General features: G+C 70.0%; 17 protein-coding genes. 8 read left to right on the forward strand and 9 right to left on the reverse strand.

The window, feature by feature from the left end; genetic code table 11:
• Positions 1-70: 70 nt before the first annotated feature.
• Complete coding sequence (locus tag UA75_RS21595) at positions 71-1,321, reverse strand: ABC transporter substrate-binding protein (RefSeq protein WP_075741814.1); 1,251 nt, start codon at positions 1,319-1,321, stop codon at positions 71-73.
• A gap of 545 nt (positions 1,322-1,866) precedes the next feature.
• On the opposite strand from UA75_RS21595, the gene UA75_RS21600 reads away from it, so the two are divergent.
• Positions 1,867-2,901 carry a LacI family DNA-binding transcriptional regulator gene (locus UA75_RS21600; protein WP_075741815.1) on the forward strand — a complete coding sequence of 345 codons (1,035 nt, stop codon included), beginning with the start codon at positions 1,867-1,869 and terminating at the stop codon, positions 2,899-2,901.
• 566 nt (positions 2,902-3,467) lie between these two features.
• Positions 3,468-4,211: a lysophospholipid acyltransferase family protein gene (locus tag UA75_RS21605; protein ID WP_075741816.1), complete on the forward strand. Its 744-nt coding sequence runs from the start codon at positions 3,468-3,470 to the stop codon at positions 4,209-4,211.
• A gap of 214 nt (positions 4,212-4,425) precedes the next feature.
• On the opposite strand, the gene UA75_RS34710 is transcribed toward UA75_RS21605, so the two are convergent.
• The 4 genes from UA75_RS34710 to kduI all read right to left on the reverse strand — a co-directional run bounded on the left by UA75_RS34710 (position 4,426) and on the right by kduI (position 8,873).
• Positions 4,426-6,237 carry an L-lactate permease gene (locus UA75_RS34710; RefSeq protein ID WP_075741817.1) on the reverse strand — a complete coding sequence of 604 codons (1,812 nt, stop codon included), beginning with the start codon at positions 6,235-6,237 and terminating at the stop codon, positions 4,426-4,428.
• Between the two features lie 155 nt (positions 6,238-6,392).
• Positions 6,393-7,190, reverse strand: coding sequence for an IclR family transcriptional regulator (locus tag UA75_RS21615; protein WP_075741818.1), 798 nt, complete (start codon positions 7,188-7,190; stop codon positions 6,393-6,395).
• A gap of 85 nt (positions 7,191-7,275) precedes the next feature.
• Positions 7,276-8,037, reverse strand: coding sequence for a 2-dehydro-3-deoxy-D-gluconate 5-dehydrogenase KduD (gene kduD, locus UA75_RS21620; RefSeq protein ID WP_075741819.1), 762 nt, complete (start codon positions 8,035-8,037; stop codon positions 7,276-7,278).
• Positions 8,034-8,873 (reverse strand): 5-dehydro-4-deoxy-D-glucuronate isomerase, encoded by an 840-nt coding sequence (gene kduI, locus UA75_RS21625; protein WP_198042806.1) that lies wholly within the window; start codon positions 8,871-8,873, stop codon positions 8,034-8,036. The genes kduD and kduI overlap by 4 nt, the downstream gene beginning before the upstream one ends.
• A gap of 157 nt (positions 8,874-9,030) precedes the next feature.
• On the opposite strand from kduI, the gene UA75_RS21630 reads away from it, so the two are divergent.
• Positions 9,031-9,984 (forward strand): sugar kinase, encoded by a 954-nt coding sequence (locus tag UA75_RS21630; protein ID WP_083683446.1) that lies wholly within the window; start codon positions 9,031-9,033, stop codon positions 9,982-9,984.
• A gap of 155 nt (positions 9,985-10,139) precedes the next feature.
• Positions 10,140-11,114 (forward strand): DMT family transporter, encoded by a 975-nt coding sequence (locus UA75_RS21635; RefSeq protein WP_083683448.1) that lies wholly within the window; start codon positions 10,140-10,142, stop codon positions 11,112-11,114.
• Between the two features lie 34 nt (positions 11,115-11,148).
• Here UA75_RS21635 and UA75_RS21640 read toward each other — a convergent pair whose 3' ends face one another.
• From UA75_RS21640 to mrf, 4 genes are all read right to left on the reverse strand, one after another.
• The gene (locus tag UA75_RS21640) at positions 11,149-11,949 is read right to left on the reverse strand and encodes a class I SAM-dependent methyltransferase (RefSeq protein WP_075741822.1); all 801 of its coding nucleotides are present in this window, start codon (positions 11,947-11,949) and stop codon (positions 11,149-11,151) included.
• Between the two features lie 386 nt (positions 11,950-12,335).
• Entirely contained in the window at positions 12,336-12,491 is a 156-nt protein-coding gene (rpmF, locus tag UA75_RS21645) for a 50S ribosomal protein L32 (protein ID WP_075741823.1), read from the reverse strand.
• On the reverse strand, positions 12,491-12,760 hold the full coding sequence (locus tag UA75_RS21650; RefSeq protein ID WP_075741824.1) for a type B 50S ribosomal protein L31: 270 nt from the start codon (positions 12,758-12,760) through the stop codon (positions 12,491-12,493). The genes rpmF and UA75_RS21650 overlap by 1 nt, the downstream gene beginning before the upstream one ends.
• A complete protein-coding gene (gene mrf, locus UA75_RS21655) occupies positions 12,757-14,004 on the reverse strand; it encodes a ribosome hibernation factor-recruiting GTPase MRF (protein ID WP_075741825.1) in 1,248 nt (415 codons plus the stop codon). Before mrf ends, UA75_RS21650 begins: the two co-directional genes overlap by 4 nt.
• Positions 14,005-14,304: 300 nt before the next feature.
• Here mrf and rpmB point away from each other — a divergent pair, with 300 nt between their 5' ends.
• The 4 genes from rpmB to rpsR are packed head-to-tail and all read left to right on the forward strand — an operon-like array spanning position 14,305 to position 15,271.
• Positions 14,305-14,541 carry a 50S ribosomal protein L28 gene (gene rpmB, locus UA75_RS21660; RefSeq protein ID WP_075741826.1) on the forward strand — a complete coding sequence of 79 codons (237 nt, stop codon included), beginning with the start codon at positions 14,305-14,307 and terminating at the stop codon, positions 14,539-14,541.
• Positions 14,542-14,706, forward strand: coding sequence for a 50S ribosomal protein L33 (gene rpmG / locus UA75_RS21665; RefSeq protein WP_075741827.1), 165 nt, complete (start codon positions 14,542-14,544; stop codon positions 14,704-14,706).
• Positions 14,706-15,011 carry a 30S ribosomal protein S14 gene (rpsN, locus tag UA75_RS21670; protein ID WP_075741828.1) on the forward strand — a complete coding sequence of 102 codons (306 nt, stop codon included), beginning with the start codon at positions 14,706-14,708 and terminating at the stop codon, positions 15,009-15,011. Before rpmG ends, rpsN begins: the two co-directional genes overlap by 1 nt.
• An 8-nt stretch (positions 15,012-15,019) precedes the next feature.
• Complete coding sequence (gene rpsR / locus UA75_RS21675; RefSeq protein ID WP_075741829.1) at positions 15,020-15,271, forward strand: 30S ribosomal protein S18; 252 nt, start codon at positions 15,020-15,022, stop codon at positions 15,269-15,271.
• Positions 15,272-15,275 lie beyond the last annotated feature (4 nt).

The following is a 15,275-nucleotide window of genomic DNA, read 5'->3' on the forward strand; positions in this document are numbered from 1 at the left end:
ACGACCGCGGACGCTCGCCGAAGATCACTTCGGCGAGGCCCGCGGCCGGCCTGATGGGGTTCGTCTTCGGTCAGCCTGCGAGGTTCTCCGCGCCGCTGACGACGGCGTCCCACGCCTCGTCCGGACTGGCGGTGCCCTCCTCGACCGAGGTCAACGCGGGCGTGAGCACGTTGGTCTGAATCTGACCGTCACGCGGACCCTTGAACTGCGCGGGTCCGACGGCCGCCGCCTGCTCGGCGTACAACGCGCCGGTCTCGACGTCGAAGTACTCGTTCGTCAGCGCGAGCAGCTCATCGGACTCCAACGCCTCCACCTGGCTCGGGAAGGGGCCGGAGGCGACGAAGGCCCTGGTCTGCTGCTCGGGCGCGGTCAGCCACGCGGCCAGCGCAGCGGCCTCCTCGGGGTGATCGCTCTGGGTGGGCACGGTCAGCCAGGTGCCGCCCCAGTTGCCGCCGCCCTCCGGGAAGCCCTCGGCGACCCGCCAGACCTTGTCCTCGCCCGCGAGACCCTCGATCTGGCCGAGCATCCACGGCGGGCAGGTCTTGGTCGCGAACGCGTCGTCGCCGAAACTGGTGTCCCACGCGGGGCTGAAGGCCTCCAGGCCCGCGGACTGGCCCCCCTCGACCGCCGCGACGACCTGATCCCAGTTGTCCTTGATAGCGGTGTTCGACTCGATCACCACGTTGCTGTCGGTGTCGTAGTAGCCGGTCTCCAACTGGTTGTGCATGGCGTTGAAGACCTGGGCACCGGTGTCGAACCAGGCGGAGTCCTGGTTCGCCGCGACGAACTCGTCACCGGCGGCGAAGTAGGAGTCCCACGTCGCGAACAGCTCGCCGACCTCGGCGGGGTCGCTGGGCAGGCCCGCGTCCTCCAGTAAGTCGGCGCGGTAGCACATGGCCAGCGGACCGATGTCGGTCCCGTAGCCGATGAGCTTGCCATCGGGGGTCACGCCTGCCTCGTACTTCCAGTCCAGCCAGCGGTCCGGGCTCACGTCGTCCGGTCCGATCTCGGCCAGGTCGTTGAACCGGCCGGACGCCTCCATCGCCTGCGCCATGTAGCCCTCTTCGACGGCCTCGACGTCGGCCAGACCGGAGCCCGCGTTGATCCTGGTGAACAGGCTCTGATGGTGGGACTCGGCGGCGCCGGTCTTGCGGTGGGTGACGGTGATGCCGGGATTGGCCTCCTCGTACTCCTCCAGCAGCTCCTCGTAGCCCATCTCGTTGAACGTCGCCACCACGAGCTCGATGTCGCCGTCCTCCCCGCCGCCACCACAGGCGGACAGGGTCAGGGCGGCGGTGAGACCTATCGGCAGGGCGAGCATTCTCCGTCTCGGATGACGCACGTCGACTCCTCATCGGTGGTACTGGCTCGGGAAGGGCTCGGACCGAACCCGCTGAACAGCGAAAGAACCTGTGAGCGCTCCCAAATTCTTGGGCAACAGTGTCGAAGGCCACAGTAGCGAAGTCAAGGGGACGTTTCCATGGTGTTACCTGAGACATCGGGGCCCACAGCGGACATCGAGGGCATTTTTCGCTTCTGACCTGTACTTACTCGATTCCGAGGATGGTGCGACGATGCCGTCGCCATGTTGCCGAACTCCCGGCACGCCCGACTCACGCCACGACGGCCCCGCACTCGCATATGGGAACGCTCCCAGAGATTTCTCGTCCCCCTGAACAGCGCCGACGGTCAAACCAGGAACCCGACCAGGTACTTTGGACGCGAGTGCGGGGAAAGAACCGACGATGTCCTACCATCAGGGGCCGGGAGCGCTCCCAACACTGGGGGAGGCGTGTGCATCGTGTGCGGTTCGACCAGGTCCGGACACGAGCTCCCTCCTCGCCACAGTACGGAGGTGTTCAGACAGTGGCCGAAGCCAACCACGGAAACGGAGCGGGCAGGCCCACCTTGGAGCAGGTGGCCGCCGCCGCCGGCGTCTCACGCGGCACCGTCTCGCGGGTGGTGAACGGCTCTCCCCAGGTCAGCGAATCGGCCAGGGCCGCTGTACTCCAGGCGGTGCACGAGCTGGGCTACGTACCGAACCGCGCGGCCCGCAGTCTCGCGAGCCGACGGGCCGACTCCGTCGCCTTCGTCGTCTCCGAACCGGAGACGAGGGTCTTCGGCGAACCGTTCTTCGCGAGCCTGCTGCGCGGCGCGAGTCGCGAACTGTCCAACAGCGGACTCCAGCTCGTCCTGGTCATGTCCTGGACCGCCCGCGAGCACGCTCAGGTGGAGCAGTACGTGCACAACGGGCACGTCGACGGGCTGATGCTCGTCTCGGTGCACGGCGACGATCCGCTGCCCGCCAGGCTCTCCTCCGGCGGCATCCCCGTCGTGATGGCGGGCAGACCGCACGTCACCACGCCCGAGATCCCCTACGTCGACTCCGACAACGTCGGCGGGGCGCGCAGCGCGACCAACTACCTCTACGACCAGGGGCGTCGCCGGATCGCGACGATCACCGGGCCGCAGGACATGTCGGTCGGCGTGGACCGACTGGCCGGTTACCGCTCGGCCCTGCGCGGTCGCCGAGGCGTGCCGAGAGACCTCTACGCCATCGGAGACTTCGGTCGGGAGAGCGGCGAGCGGGCGATGCGCCAGCTCCTGGAGCGTGAGCCCGCCCTGGACGCCGTGTTCGCGGCCAGCGACCTCATGGCCGCAGGCGCGCTCATCGCCCTGCGTGCGATGGGACGCCGGGTGCCGGAGGACGTGGCCGTGATCGGCTTCGACGACTCCGAGGTCGCCGGGCACACCGATCCGCCGTTGAGCTCGGTTCGCCAGCCCGTGGAGTTCATGGGCCGCGAGATGGCGCGAATGCTGCGCGCCATGATCGAGGGCGGTGACCGCAAGGTCGCGCCGCTGATCCTGCCCACGGAGCTGGTGCTGCGCGGCTCGACCTGAGTCGCTGTCGGCGTGACAACCGGCCTCCTCTGTCATCGACAGTCTCGCCTCTCGCAGGCCGTTGCATCGGAGCATGGTCGCGGCCGGGTCCGGAAGCGGTCGGCGATGTCGGCCATGACACGCCGGTCCCTCCCGCGTGCGACACGGGAGGGCACCTCGGCGGGCTCCGACGTCAGACGGTGCCATCCGACGGCCCGGCGCGGGTTCCACACGGGCCGATGATGCCCGCGAGGCAGGTGATCTCTGCCCGAACGGGCAGGCGTACGCAGATCGCACGGGCCACGCCCGTCGACACCCGCACACGCGGCTCCGGGAATGGAATCCGAGGACTTCGTGGGGGCCGGTTCTGGCCAATCCCGCCGGCATCACTCGACGTCGACGACCTGCCCGACATCACGTCGCAGCGGCGGAGCCGTGTTCGGCGGCCCGATGCGGCGGCGAGCCGACTACCGACGAAGTCAGGCATTTCGGGCAGGCCTCAGATCGCAGGCTAACAGGTTACGCCACCGTAGGTTCGAGCCCCATGGCTGGTCAGAAGGGTCCTGCGCGGGGGTTACTGTCTGGTCATGCCGGAACTCGTGTATCCGCCGATCGTCTTCGCCAGCAAGACCATGTTTCGCATCCTGGATCTGCGGCTGACGGTCACCGGCGCCGAGCACGTGCCCAGGACGGGCGGGGCCGTGCTCGCGGCGAACCACGTCAGCTATCTCGACTTCATCTTCTGCGGCTACGGCGCACAGCCGTCGCGCAGGCTGGTCCGGTTCATGGCGAAGAAGGCCATCTTCGACCATCGGATCGCCGGACCGCTGATGCGCGGAATGCGGCACATCGCGGTGGATCGCGCGGCAGGGGCCGAGTCCTACGACCAGGCCTTGACGGCGTTGCGAGCGGGAGAGGTCGTCGGCGTCTTCCCGGAGGCGACCATCAGCCGTTCGTTCACGGTGAAGGACCTCAAGACCGGCGCCGCCCGGCTGGCCGCCGCCGCGGGTGTCCCGCTGATCCCGGTATCGCTCTGGGGGACCCAGCGGCTGTGGACCAAGGGCAGGCCGCGCACCCTCACCCGACGACACGTGCCCGTCTCGATCAGCCTCGGCGAGCCGATGCACCCCTCCTCTGCGGACTCGCCGGAGGAGGTCACCGCCGACCTGCACACCCGGCTGAGCGCGCTGCTCGACGCGGCGCAGCGCTCCTATCCCGACCGTCCGGCGGACCCCACGGACAACTGGTGGCAGCCCGCCCATCTGGACGGCTCGGCGCCGACGCCGGAGGAGGCCGCCGAACTCGACGCGCAACGCCCGGAACATCGCTGATCGAGTGGGCCCCGGCGTGGTCGGGTCGAGCATCCGCCGTCATCGAGCCGCGTGAGCGGGGGCCGCGCAGGCCGTGCCGAAGCCTCGACCCGAGACCGGCGCACGACGGATCACCCCCGGTGCTCGCGAGCGCCCCGTCCGTCGGCAGGCCGCCGGACGCCACCGAGAACCGGGCGCCCTGCGGATCGGCTCGACGAACGGGACGCTCCCGGCGTCACTGCGGAATCATGCCGGTGAAGACGGTGGCCTGGAGCAGCGCGATCACGCCGACGGCGAGCGTCAGCAGCACGGACCAGAGGAAGGTCTTGCGCAACAGGAGCGACTCCTTGCCGCTCTGGCCGATCGCGGTCGCGCCGACGGCCAGGTTCTGCGGCGAGATCATCTTGCCCATTACGCCGCCGGAGCTGTTGGTGCCGCCCGCCAGCGTGGGATCGATGCCGAGCTGCTGCGCCGAGATCACCTGCATCGGTCCGAAGAGACTGTTCGCGGACGCGTCGGAGCCGGTGAGGAAGACGCCGAGCCAGCCGATGAACGCCGAGAACAACGGGAAGAGCACCCCGGTCGTGGCGAACGCCAGCCCGAGCGTGGACGTCGCGCCGGAGTAGTTCATCACGAAGGAGATCGACAGGATCATCATGATCGTCGCCAGCGCCCAGCGCATCTGCACGATCGTCTGCCCGTAGACCCGCAGCAGGGAGACGGGCCGCGCGCCCATCAGCAGACCGGCCAGGATCGTGGCGAACAGGGCCACCGAGCCCGGCGAGAAGAGCAGGTCCAGGGTCAGCACGGCCGGATAGTCGGCGTTCTCCGGAGTGATGGGCGGCACCCGGACCACCGCCTCGTGCAGGCCGGGCCACGGGATGTCGACCGTGGCACGTTGTAAGAGGGCCGTGACGTCCAGCCAGCCGGGCAGGCCGGGGAACAGCGTCCCGATGCGAGACAGGACGATGACCGCGATCAGGATCAGATAGGGCATCCAGGCGTAGAGTCCGCCGCCGACCGAACCCGACCTCGTCGAGGCCGCCGCAGCAGAGGCCTTCGAACCGCCGTCCGCCTCGGCTCCGGTGGCGCCCGGCACGGACGTCGCGTCCGCGCGGGTCCTTCGCGGGCCGGGGCCGGTGGACTCCGCCTGCCGGGCCGCGTCGGCGCCCTCGGCCTCGGCGTCTTCGGCGGCGAAGCGCCAGACCTCCCTCGGCCGCCAGAATCGGGTGAGCACCCACAGCGAACCCATCGCGGCCAGCGCGGCGCCCACGTCGACCAGGCTGGGGCTGACGTAGTTGGAGATGAGGAACTGGGTGATGGCGAAGCTGCCGCCGGTGACCAGCAGCGCGGGCCACACCTCGACCATCCGCCGCCAGCCTGCGAGCACGACCACCATGAACGCGGGGATGATCAGGGCGAGGAACGGGAGCTGGCGGCCGGACATCGCCGAGAACAGCTGCGTCGCCTCCTCCGTCTCGACGCCCAGCAGCGGTGCCGTGACGCTGCCGAGCACGATCATCGGATTACCGAGCCCGCCGAAGGCGACCGGTGCGGTGTTGGCCAGCAGTGCCAGCACGACGGCCTTGATCGGCGGGAAGCCCAGCGCTGCCATCATGGCCGCCGTGATCGCGATCGGCGATCCGCCGCCCGCGACGCCCTCCAACAGGGCGCCGAAGCCGAAGGCGATCAGCAGGGCCTGGATGCGGCGGTCCGGGCTGAAGCCCGCGAGCGCCGCCTTGATGCTCTCGAATCGCCCAGTCGCCACCGTGACGTTGTGGAAGAACACGGCATGGAAGGCGATCCACGCGATGGGCCAGATGCCGAAGATCAGCCCTAACAGCGCGGCGTTGCCCGCCAGACCGACCGGCATCCCGTAGGAGAACACGGCGATGCCCAGCGCGGTCAGCAACGCCAGCGCCGCGGACAGGTGCGCCGATCTGCGGAACACACCCAATGCCGCCAACAACACGACGATCGGTGCGGCTGCGAGCAGGGCGGACACCCACAGCCCGCCGACCGGTTCGTAGTCTTGGACCCAACCCACGGTCAACTCCTTCGTCTTCGCAGGTCGCGGCGGCCAGCGGGTCGCCGCCCTCGGGACAGGCACTCGTCGCGTGCCCCGAGGCGTCACCTAGAGACCTGTCCTCGCACCGCTGCGCGGCAGGCGATCCCGAAGAGAAGGAGGATCGAAGACAGGCTCTACCGTGCTCCGGGGGGCAGGTGATGGCCGAGCCTGCGAGACAGGCCTGCGGCGGCCAGTGCCACCGCCCGACCCAGCTCCTCGACCCTGGGCAGCACCCGATCCGCCGGTCCCGCGATGCTGATCGCGGCCACCGGTCGCCCGGTCCGATCCCGGACGGGGGCCGCCACGCAGCCGACCTCCGGTTCGTTCTCGATGTCGTCGATCGCCCAGCCGCGACGCGCGGTCCGGTCCAGCTCGTCGAGGAGACGATCCCGGTCGACGATGGTGTTCGGGGTGAGTCGGATCAGGTCCATCCGCGCCACCCGCTCGGCCCGTTCCGCCGGGGGCAGGGCGGACAGCCATGCCTTGCCCAACGAGGTGACGTGCTGAGCGCGACGACCGCCGAGCCGACAGTTCAGCGTGACGGCGCGGACGCCCTGTTCCTTGGCGAGGTAGACCATGGAGTCGCCGTCGGGCACGGCGAGGTAGACGGTCTCGGTGGACTCCTCCGCCAGCGGCGCCATGAACTGCGGGGCGCTCTGATGCAGGTCCACCGAGGACATCGCCTGCACGCCGAGCTGTACGAGCCGGGTGCCGAGCCGAACCCGGCCGGTGACGTGATCGGCCTCCAGGTAGCCGAGTTCCTTCAGGGTGTTGACGATGCGGTACACGGCACTGCGGCTCAGCCCGAGCTGGGCCGCGATGGCGTTGGTGGAGATCTCCTCGGCGGCGCCGACGTGTTCCAGCACGGCGAGCCCCCGTTCGAGGGTCCCGCTCTGGTCCGGCCTGCGCGGCTGTCCCGTCGTCGCGTGCATGGAGTCCTCCCAGAGACGTCGAACCGGAAGGCCACAATGTACCGATGAGCGGGACATCCGCGCGGCGGGCGGCGCCGAGGGCGCCTCAGCGGGCCAACCAGCCACCGTCCACCGCCAGCACCTGCCCGGTGACGTAGTCCGACGCGGCGGAGGCGAGGAACACCACCGCGCCCGCGAGATCCGCGCCCTCGCCCCATCGACCGGCGGGAATGCGGGCGAGGATCGCGTCGTGGCGCTGCGGGTCGGCGCGCAGCGCCTCGGTGTTGTCGGTCGAGAAGTAACCCGGCGCGATCGCGTTGACCTGCACGTTGAAGGGCGCCCACTCGTTGGCGAGTGCCTTGGTCAGCCCCGCGACCGCGTGCTTGCTCGCCGTGTAGCCGGGCACGGTGATGCCGCCCTGGAAGCTCAGCAGCGAGGCGATGTTGACGATCTTCCCGGACTGCCGGGACACCATCGGCCGCGCCAGCGCCTGGGTGAGCAGGAACAGCGAGTCCAGGTTGACGGCCAAAACCTCGTCCCAGTCGCGACGCCGATGTTCCAGTGCGGGAGCCCGGCGGATGATGCCGGCGTTGTTCACCAGGACGTCGATCCGATGATCGGCGAGCAGTGCCTCGGCGGCCGGGACGACCGAGTCCGGGTCGGCCAAATCGACGGTGACGACGTTTGCCGTCCGGCCCAGGGCCCGCACCTCGTCGGTGACCGGTGACAGATCGCCGCCGTGTCCGAGCAGCAGCAGATCGGCGCCCGCCTCGGCGAGTGCCACCGCCATCGCGCGGCCGAGGCCGGTGCGGGCCCCGGTCACCAGGGCGGTCCGGCCGCGCAACGAGAACAGCTCGCCCGCCGTCATCGCAGCTCTGCCATGTCGACGTGATCCATGTCCTCGAAGCGGTAGTTCTCCCCCGCCATGGCCCAGACGAACGAATAGCTCGCGGTGCCGACTCCCGAGTGGACGGACCAGGACGGCGAGATGACGGCCTGCTCGTTGGCGACCACGAGATGTCGGGTCTCCGTCGGCCTGCCCATCAAGTGCACGATCCTGGCCGATTCGTCCAGGTCGAAGTAGAGGTAGCACTCCGTGCGGCGGACGTGGGTGTGGCAGGGCATGGTGTTCCACACGCTGCCGGGCAGGATCTCGGTGAAGCCCATCATGAGCTGACAGCTCGTCACGAGGGTGCCGTCGACGTAGCGGCGCAGGCGTCGCCGGTTGGCCTCCTCGGCGGTGCCGAGGTCGACCGGTGTCACCTGATCGGCACGGACCAGCACGGTCGGATGGGTCTCGTGCGCGGGTGTGGAGAAGAGATAGAGCCTCGGCGGCTCGCCGCCCGCCCGCGCGGCAAGCGAGATCTGCCTGCTGCCTCGGCCGATGTAGAGCAGATCCCGGCCTGCCAGGTCGTGCACGACGCCGTCGACGGTGACCGTCGCCTCGCCCGCGATGCAGAACACCGCGAGCTCCCGACGCTCGCAGAAGTAGTCGGTGCGCACGGCGTCGTCGACGCCCAGCGCAAGCGGCCGTTCGGCGGGCATCGCCCCGCCGAGCACTACGCGATCCTGATGGCTGTAGGTGAGCCGCAGCTCGCCGGGAACGAACATGTCCTCGACCAGGTATCGGCTCCGCAGCTCCGCTGTTCCATAGGACCGTGCGTCGTCCGGGTTGGTGGCGTACCGGACGTCCATCGACCTCATGACCCCCACCGCTCCCCTCATGTACCGATAGTCGGTACATATTTCCGATCAGTGGGAACTGAGCTAACATCATGATCACTCGAACGGAAGTGGTCGATCGGGCCGTCCGCACGCGCCCGATGAAGGCGACGAAGCGGCCTACCGGAAGGACGACGACGTGACACACGTGATCGACGTGGTGACCGCAGGCGAGGGCCTGATCGTGTTCGACCCGGCCCATACCGGGCCCCTGCGTCACGTGCACACCTTCACCAAGCGCGTCGGCGGGGCCGAGGTCAACGTGGCGACCGGGCTGGCGAGGCTGGGCCTGCGAGTCGGGTTCCTCGGCCGGGTCGGTCAGGACGAGTTCGGCGAGCAGGTGTCGTCGTTTCTGCGCGGGGAGGGCGTCGACGTCACGGGGCTTCGCCGGGACCCCGGCGCGAACACGGGAATGTACGTCAAGGAGTGGAGCGCACCCGAGCAGCTGACGGTCCGGTTCTACCGCGACGACTGCGCGGGCTCCCGGTTCACGCCGGAGGACGTCGATCTGGACCTGGTCCGGCGCGCGCGGCTGCTGCACCTCACGGGCATCTCGGTGGCCCTGTCCGACTCCTCGGCCGCCGCCGTCGAGGCGATGGCCGACGCGGCGGAGGAGGCGGGCGTGCCGCTGTCCTTCGACGTCAACATCCGTCGACGGCTGCTGCGAGATCGCGATCCCTCGAAGCTGCTCGGCGCACTGGCCGCCCGCGCCGACGTGCTGTTCCTCAGCGACGCCGAGGCCGAGGTGCTCACCGGGTCGAGCGTGCCGGAGGCCGTCGCCGAGTACCGGTCGACGATCCGCGCCTCCGTGGTGGTGGTGCACACCGAGGCGGGTGCCTACGCGGTGCACGAGGGCGGCGTGGTGCTCGCCGACGGACATCGCGTCCGCGTGGTCGACCCGGTCGGCGCGGGCGACGCCTTCGCGGCGGGCTTCCTCGCCAGCAGGCTCGGTGGCCGTTCGCTGCGCCGCTGCCTCGAATCGGCCAACGCGGCGGGCGCCTGCGCGGTGACCGTTCCCGGCGACGCGGAGAGTGCCCCCACCGCCGAGGCCGTCGCCAGGCTGCTCGACGGGGCGGACCACGTGGAACGCTGATCACGTCCGGGTTCACCTCGGATCAGACGCCCTGGCGGGATCGCATCGGGCCCGGTGCCATCGGCCCCGCACCGCTTCCGGGGAAGCACCGTAGCGGCAGGTACCACGTCCGGATTTCGCCGGTTCCCGAAGTCTCACGCCGTTACCGTCCATCGGTGAGCACAACGACCTCCGCTGCATCCCCGGCCGGACCCGACCGGACAGGACGGGCGCTCGGCGCCGCAGCCGTGACCGTCGTCGCCTGGGCCTCGGCCTTCGTGGCGATCCGCTGGGTGGGCGAGACCTTCTCTCCCGGCCCGTTGTCGCTGGGCAGGCTCCTCGCAGGCTCCTTGGCGCTCGGCGTCCTCCTCCTCGTCCGCCGCTCGTGGGTGACGCCCAGCCGCCGGGAATGGACGTTGCTGGCGCTGTGCGGCGTGTCCTGGTTCGCGATCTACAACATCGCACTGAACGCGGCGGAACGTTCGCTGGACGCAGGCACCACCTCGATGCTGGTCAACATAGGCCCGATCCTCATCGCGCTGCTGGCGGGCAGCATTCTCGGCGAGGGCTTCCCCCGGTGGCTGCTGATCGGCGCGACGGTGGCGATGGGCGGGGCGGTGATCATCGGCGTCGGATCGGCCGGGGCCAGGGAGGTCGAGCTCGGCGGGGTGCTGCTCTGCGTCGTGGCCGCGATCACCTATGCGATCGGGGTGCTCGCCCAGAAGCCCGTCCTGCGCAGGCTGCCCGCGCTCCAGGTGACGTGGCTGGCCTGCACGATCGGCGCCGTGGTCTGCCTGCCCTTCGCACCCGGACTGATCGGGGAGTTGGCGGGCGGGACACCCGCCGAGATCGGCGGGCTGATCTACCTGGGGCTGGTGCCCACCGCACTGGCGTTCAGCACCTGGGCGTACGCCCTGGCCAGGATGAACGCCGGGCGACTCGGCGTCACGACTTATCTGGTGCCGCCGCTGACGATCCTCGGCGGGCTGCTGCTGCTCGACGAGGTCCCGCCGCCCCTCGCGCTGCTCGGCGGCGCGCTCTGCCTGATCGGGGTGGCGCTCTCGCGCCGCCGAGACGGACTACCGGCACCTACGCCAGATCCGGACGCCGCGCCACCCGCTCCGCCGCTCCCGCCGAAGATCCGGAGCTGAGCCGACGACACGCGAGGGGCGGACCTGCGGCCGCTCAGCCTCGGACGCCCACTCCGATCAACGAGTCGCCGCACAGGGTGTGCTGCTCCCGACGGGCCAGCTCGGCGAGGTAGTCCGCCTTCACCCTGGCCAGCGCGGCCTCGTCGAGACCCGTGAACACGCCGCGCAGCGCCGATCCGGCGGCCATCGCCCAGGCGAGGTCCGGCGTCAACGCGGTCCGGAAGGGCACCTGTTCGACGGCCACGTCCCGCAGGCCGAGCCCGGTGAGCCAGTCACGCAGCTTCGCCGGGCTGTTCACCCGCCCCGCCGGATTCCCGGGCGAGGTCACGGGCGCGGACAGGTCCCGCTCCCGCCGCACCGCCGCCATCGCCACCTCGGGCAGCGGGCTGATCGCACCCTCGTCCCAGGTGCTCACGACGATCCGGCCGCCGGGCCGGAGCAGGCCGACGAGCCGCGTCACGTCGCGGTCCATGTCCGGCAGGAAGAAGATCCCGTAGGCGCACTGCACGACGTCGTATCCGCCGTCAGGAGCGGGCCAGGCGGTCACGTCGGCGGTCGTGAAGCGGATGTTCGACAACCCCAGCTCCGCCGCGCGAGCGCGCCCCTCGGCAAGCAGGCGCTCGGCGAGGTCGACCGCGTCGATCGAGCCGTGCTCGCCGACGGCCCTGGCCGCCGGGATCGCCGAGGCGCCCGCACCCGCGCAGGCGTCGAGCACGTGTTCGCCCGGCTGCGGCGCGCTCACCCGCACCAGCTGCTCGCCCAGCGGCTCCCAGAGCAGGGGCGACCAGCGGCTGAACTCGACATGCCCGGCGCTGAAGACCTCGCCCATGCTCATGTTCGACACCTGCGTCTCTCCTGGCCCCGACGAAAGCTTTAGCGCCAACGATAGTCATTACCATTCTGGTGGAACACCCCGACCTCGTCTCCCGAGCGAGACCGAGCCGAGCAGGCTCGGTCCCACGCCAGACGACGTCGGACCGACCGCCGAATCCATCGGTGCCGCCGAGTTCCGAGCCCCGATGGCCTGCGGACCGGCACGGCGGCGACGACGACGCTGGGGTCACCGGCGGTGGGGTTCGAGAGCAGGCAGGGTCGAGAGCGGCAGGGCCGAAGACGAGTTCGGACGGCGATCCGGCGACGGGATCGACGGCAGACCCCGTCACACGTCTGCGGGGCCCGGCCGTCTCGGCCGGACCCCGCAGGCGGCGTCCTCGCTGGAGTTCAGGACTGCCGGTGGAGATGACGCATCAGGTTGCGCGGCACCAGGACCCGCTTTCCCTCGATCACGACGGGAACCAGGTCCGGCACGGCCGCCTTCCACTGCGAGCGGCGATGCCGGGTGTTGCTGCGGGACGTCTTCCGCTTCGGAACCGCCATCAGGAGTCCCCCGACTTCGGCCTGGCCCGCTCGCCGTAGCGTCGACGGAACTTCTCGACCCGACCGGCCGTGTCGACCAGCCGCTGCGTTCCCGTCCAGAACGGATGCGACGAGGAGCTGACGTCGACGATCACCAGTGGGTAGGTGTTGCCGTCCGACCACTCCACCGTGCGCTCCGAGGTGATCGTGGAGCGGGTGAGAAACGCGTCTCCCGTGGAGGAGTCCCGAAAGACCACCGGGTGGTAGTCGGGATGAATATCCTTCTTCACCTCTCGTCCTTCCTCTCGACGGCCACGACGTCGATTCCGTCGCGGCCGGTGTCGTCGTCCTCGCACGGATCGCTGTGCCAGGCTCCGAACGGATCTTCGTAGCGCTGCCAGGCCTCCGCGCCCTCGGCGAGTTCCACGTCGGTGAGCAGGGCGTTGCGCAGCGCGGCGCAGATCTCCTCGGGGTCCGCGCGATGGGTGATGACGACGAACTCCTGCACCCGATCCCCGTAGACAGCGTCCCACCGCAGTGCCGCCGCCGCCTGTCGCTCGGCAGAGGCAGCCGCCCAGGCCTCAGCGTCGACGGCGGCCAGCCATGGGCCCGCGGGCGCCACCCGCAGGCCGCCGCCCGCCGACTCCAGCCAGAGCATCTCGCCCGGCCGCGTCGCCAGCCACAGCCTGCCCCTGGTGCGAATCACCCCGTCGAGCAGGACGTCGATCGCCTCGTGCAACCGGTCCGGGTGAAAGGGCCTGCGGTCCTGGAAGAGCACCGTCGCGACTCCGCAGTCGGAGTCCAGCGGCGGCTGCCCGCGCAGCAGCGGGCCGTGCGCGTCGTCGACCATCCCGCGCCGGGCCCCCGACGGCACCCTGGCCAGCAGGCTCTCGACGTCGAGCCCGGACAGCGCCGCTCGGGGCGCTGTCGGAGCCAGTCGGTCGAGCACTGCGGCGGTCCGCGCGGCGGCCCAGGGCTCCTCGGCCTGGTGTGCCCGGACGAGCGCGTCGGCGAACTCCACCTGCCCGACGAGCACCTGAGCCACGGTCCGCTCGTCATCGACGCTCGCTGCCATGCCGCGCTCGGCGATCGGCTCGTCGCCTCCCGCGTCGTCCAGCCAGCTCCGTTCGTCGAGAACAGTGAGGACACCCGCCACCTCGACATCGGCGAGGATCGGCCGGTCGTCGACGAGGACGTGGTGCAACGCCCAGCACACCGCCTCCGGCTCCAGCGCGGGGTCCAGGTGCAGCACGATGCGGGAGAGCCCGCCGCCGTCGATCAGCCTGCGCACCAGCGGCAGCAGGTCCTCGCGCAGGGTGCACGACACACAGCCGTGCGCCAGTTCCACGGCGGTGGTGACATCGGCGCCGAAGGCGCGAAGCCTGCGCCGCACCACACCCTGGGTGATCAGCCGAAGATCATGATGGATCACCGCCGTGGTCGGTCCGCACAGCTGATCGGCGACCTGCGCCGCGCCGTCGGCCGCGAACCCCGCGACGACGACCAGGGACGGATTCCGCTCCGCCGCAGTCAAGGACCTCCACCTCACCCTCTCGTTCGGTTCCCGGCTCAGCCGTCGACCGGCCGGGAGGCGAAGGTTAGTAGATAATGGCAATCATTACCAATAAATGACGGCGCATGTCGCCCGAGAACTCCACGGCGGCCCCGGCGAGCCGCCCGACGACGGCGAACCCCGCCGATCGCCCGCCCCGCAGGCCGGACCGCCTCGGCACCGACCCCCCGTGACGTTTATTGAAAATGGTTGTCATAGTCTCGAAGCGCTCGGTCGTCCGCACGGGCCGACCGACGCCGAGCGAGGAGAGGGAGGGAAGCGATGTCCGCCGTCTGTCAGGTCACCGGCGCCAAGCCGGGCTACGGCAAGAAGATCTCGCATTCGCACGTTCGCACGTCCCGACGATGGGAACCCAACCTGCAGCGCCGCCGCTACTGGCTGGCGAGCGAGAACCGTTGGATCCGCCTGCGACTGTCGACCACGGCGATCAAGATCGTCGATCGCCGTGGGATCGAGTCCGTGGCGGCCGAGCTGAGGAGCAGAGGGGTGGCGTTCTAGATGGCCCGCAACGACACGCGTCCGATCATCAAGCTCCGGTCCACCGCAGGCACCGGCTACACCTACGTCACCAGGAAGAACCGGCGCAACGATCCCGACAGGATGCGCATCAGGAAGTACGACCCGGTCGTCCGCAGGCACGTCGAGTTCCGGGAGGAACGCTGATGGCGAAGAAGTCCAAGGTCGTCAAGAACGACCGGCGCCGGGAGATCGTCGCGCGACACGCCGAGCGGCGAGCCACGCTGAAGGAGACCATCCGATCGCCTCGGTCCAGCACCGAGGAGAAGGACGCGGCGCAGCTCGCCCTGCAACGCCTGCCGAGGGACGCCAGCCCCACCCGAATCCGGAACCGGGACGTCTCCGACGGCAGGCCGCGTGCCTACCTTCGGACCTTCGGGCTCTCACGGATCCGGTTCCGGGAGATGGCACACGCGGGCGAACTGCCCGGCGTGCGGAAGTCGAGTTGGTGAGGTCTGCGATGCCACCGAAGCCGAAGAACGGCAAGCTTCGCCCGCTCAAGCGCAAGGTCAACCTGTTGAAGCGCGAAGGGGTCGAGCACGTCGATTGGAAGGATGTCGGGCTGCTCCGCAAGTTCCTGTCCGATCGAGGCAAGATCAGGGCTCGGCGGGTCACCGGGTTGAACTCCAAGCAGCAGCGAGAGGTCGCCAGGGCGGTGAAGAACGCGCGGGAGATGGCACTGCTGCCCTACCCGAGCCAACAGACCCGCTAGACGG

This window comes from Actinoalloteichus sp. GBA129-24 (assembly GCF_001941645.1).
Classification (GTDB): Bacteria; Actinomycetota; Actinomycetes; order Mycobacteriales; family Pseudonocardiaceae; genus Actinoalloteichus_A; species Actinoalloteichus_A fjordicus.

Excerpts from the sequence above, each read along its gene's own strand:
- rpsR (WP_075741829.1), top strand. The coding sequence starts at position 15,020 with ATGCCACCGAAGCCGAAGAACGGCAAGCTTCGCCCGCTCAAGCGCAAG.
- rpmB (WP_075741826.1), top strand. The coding sequence starts at position 14,305 with ATGTCCGCCGTCTGTCAGGTCACCGGCGCCAAGCCGGGCTACGGCAAG.
- kduD (WP_075741819.1), bottom strand. The coding sequence starts at position 8,037 with ATGACGGCGGGCGAGCTGTTCTCGTTGCGCGGCCGGACCGCCCTGGTG.
- kduI (WP_198042806.1), bottom strand. The coding sequence starts at position 8,873 with ATGAGGTCGATGGACGTCCGGTACGCCACCAACCCGGACGACGCACGG.
- UA75_RS21595 (WP_075741814.1), bottom strand. The coding sequence starts at position 1,321 with ATGCTCGCCCTGCCGATAGGTCTCACCGCCGCCCTGACCCTGTCCGCC.
- rpmG (WP_075741827.1), top strand. The coding sequence starts at position 14,542 with ATGGCCCGCAACGACACGCGTCCGATCATCAAGCTCCGGTCCACCGCA.
- UA75_RS21640 (WP_075741822.1), bottom strand. The coding sequence starts at position 11,949 with ATGAGCATGGGCGAGGTCTTCAGCGCCGGGCATGTCGAGTTCAGCCGC.
- rpmF (WP_075741823.1), bottom strand. The coding sequence starts at position 12,491 with ATGGCGGTTCCGAAGCGGAAGACGTCCCGCAGCAACACCCGGCATCGC.
- rpsN (WP_075741828.1), top strand. The coding sequence starts at position 14,706 with ATGGCGAAGAAGTCCAAGGTCGTCAAGAACGACCGGCGCCGGGAGATC.
- UA75_RS21615 (WP_075741818.1), bottom strand. The coding sequence starts at position 7,190 with ATGCACGCGACGACGGGACAGCCGCGCAGGCCGGACCAGAGCGGGACC.
- UA75_RS21605 (WP_075741816.1), top strand. The coding sequence starts at position 3,468 with ATGCCGGAACTCGTGTATCCGCCGATCGTCTTCGCCAGCAAGACCATG.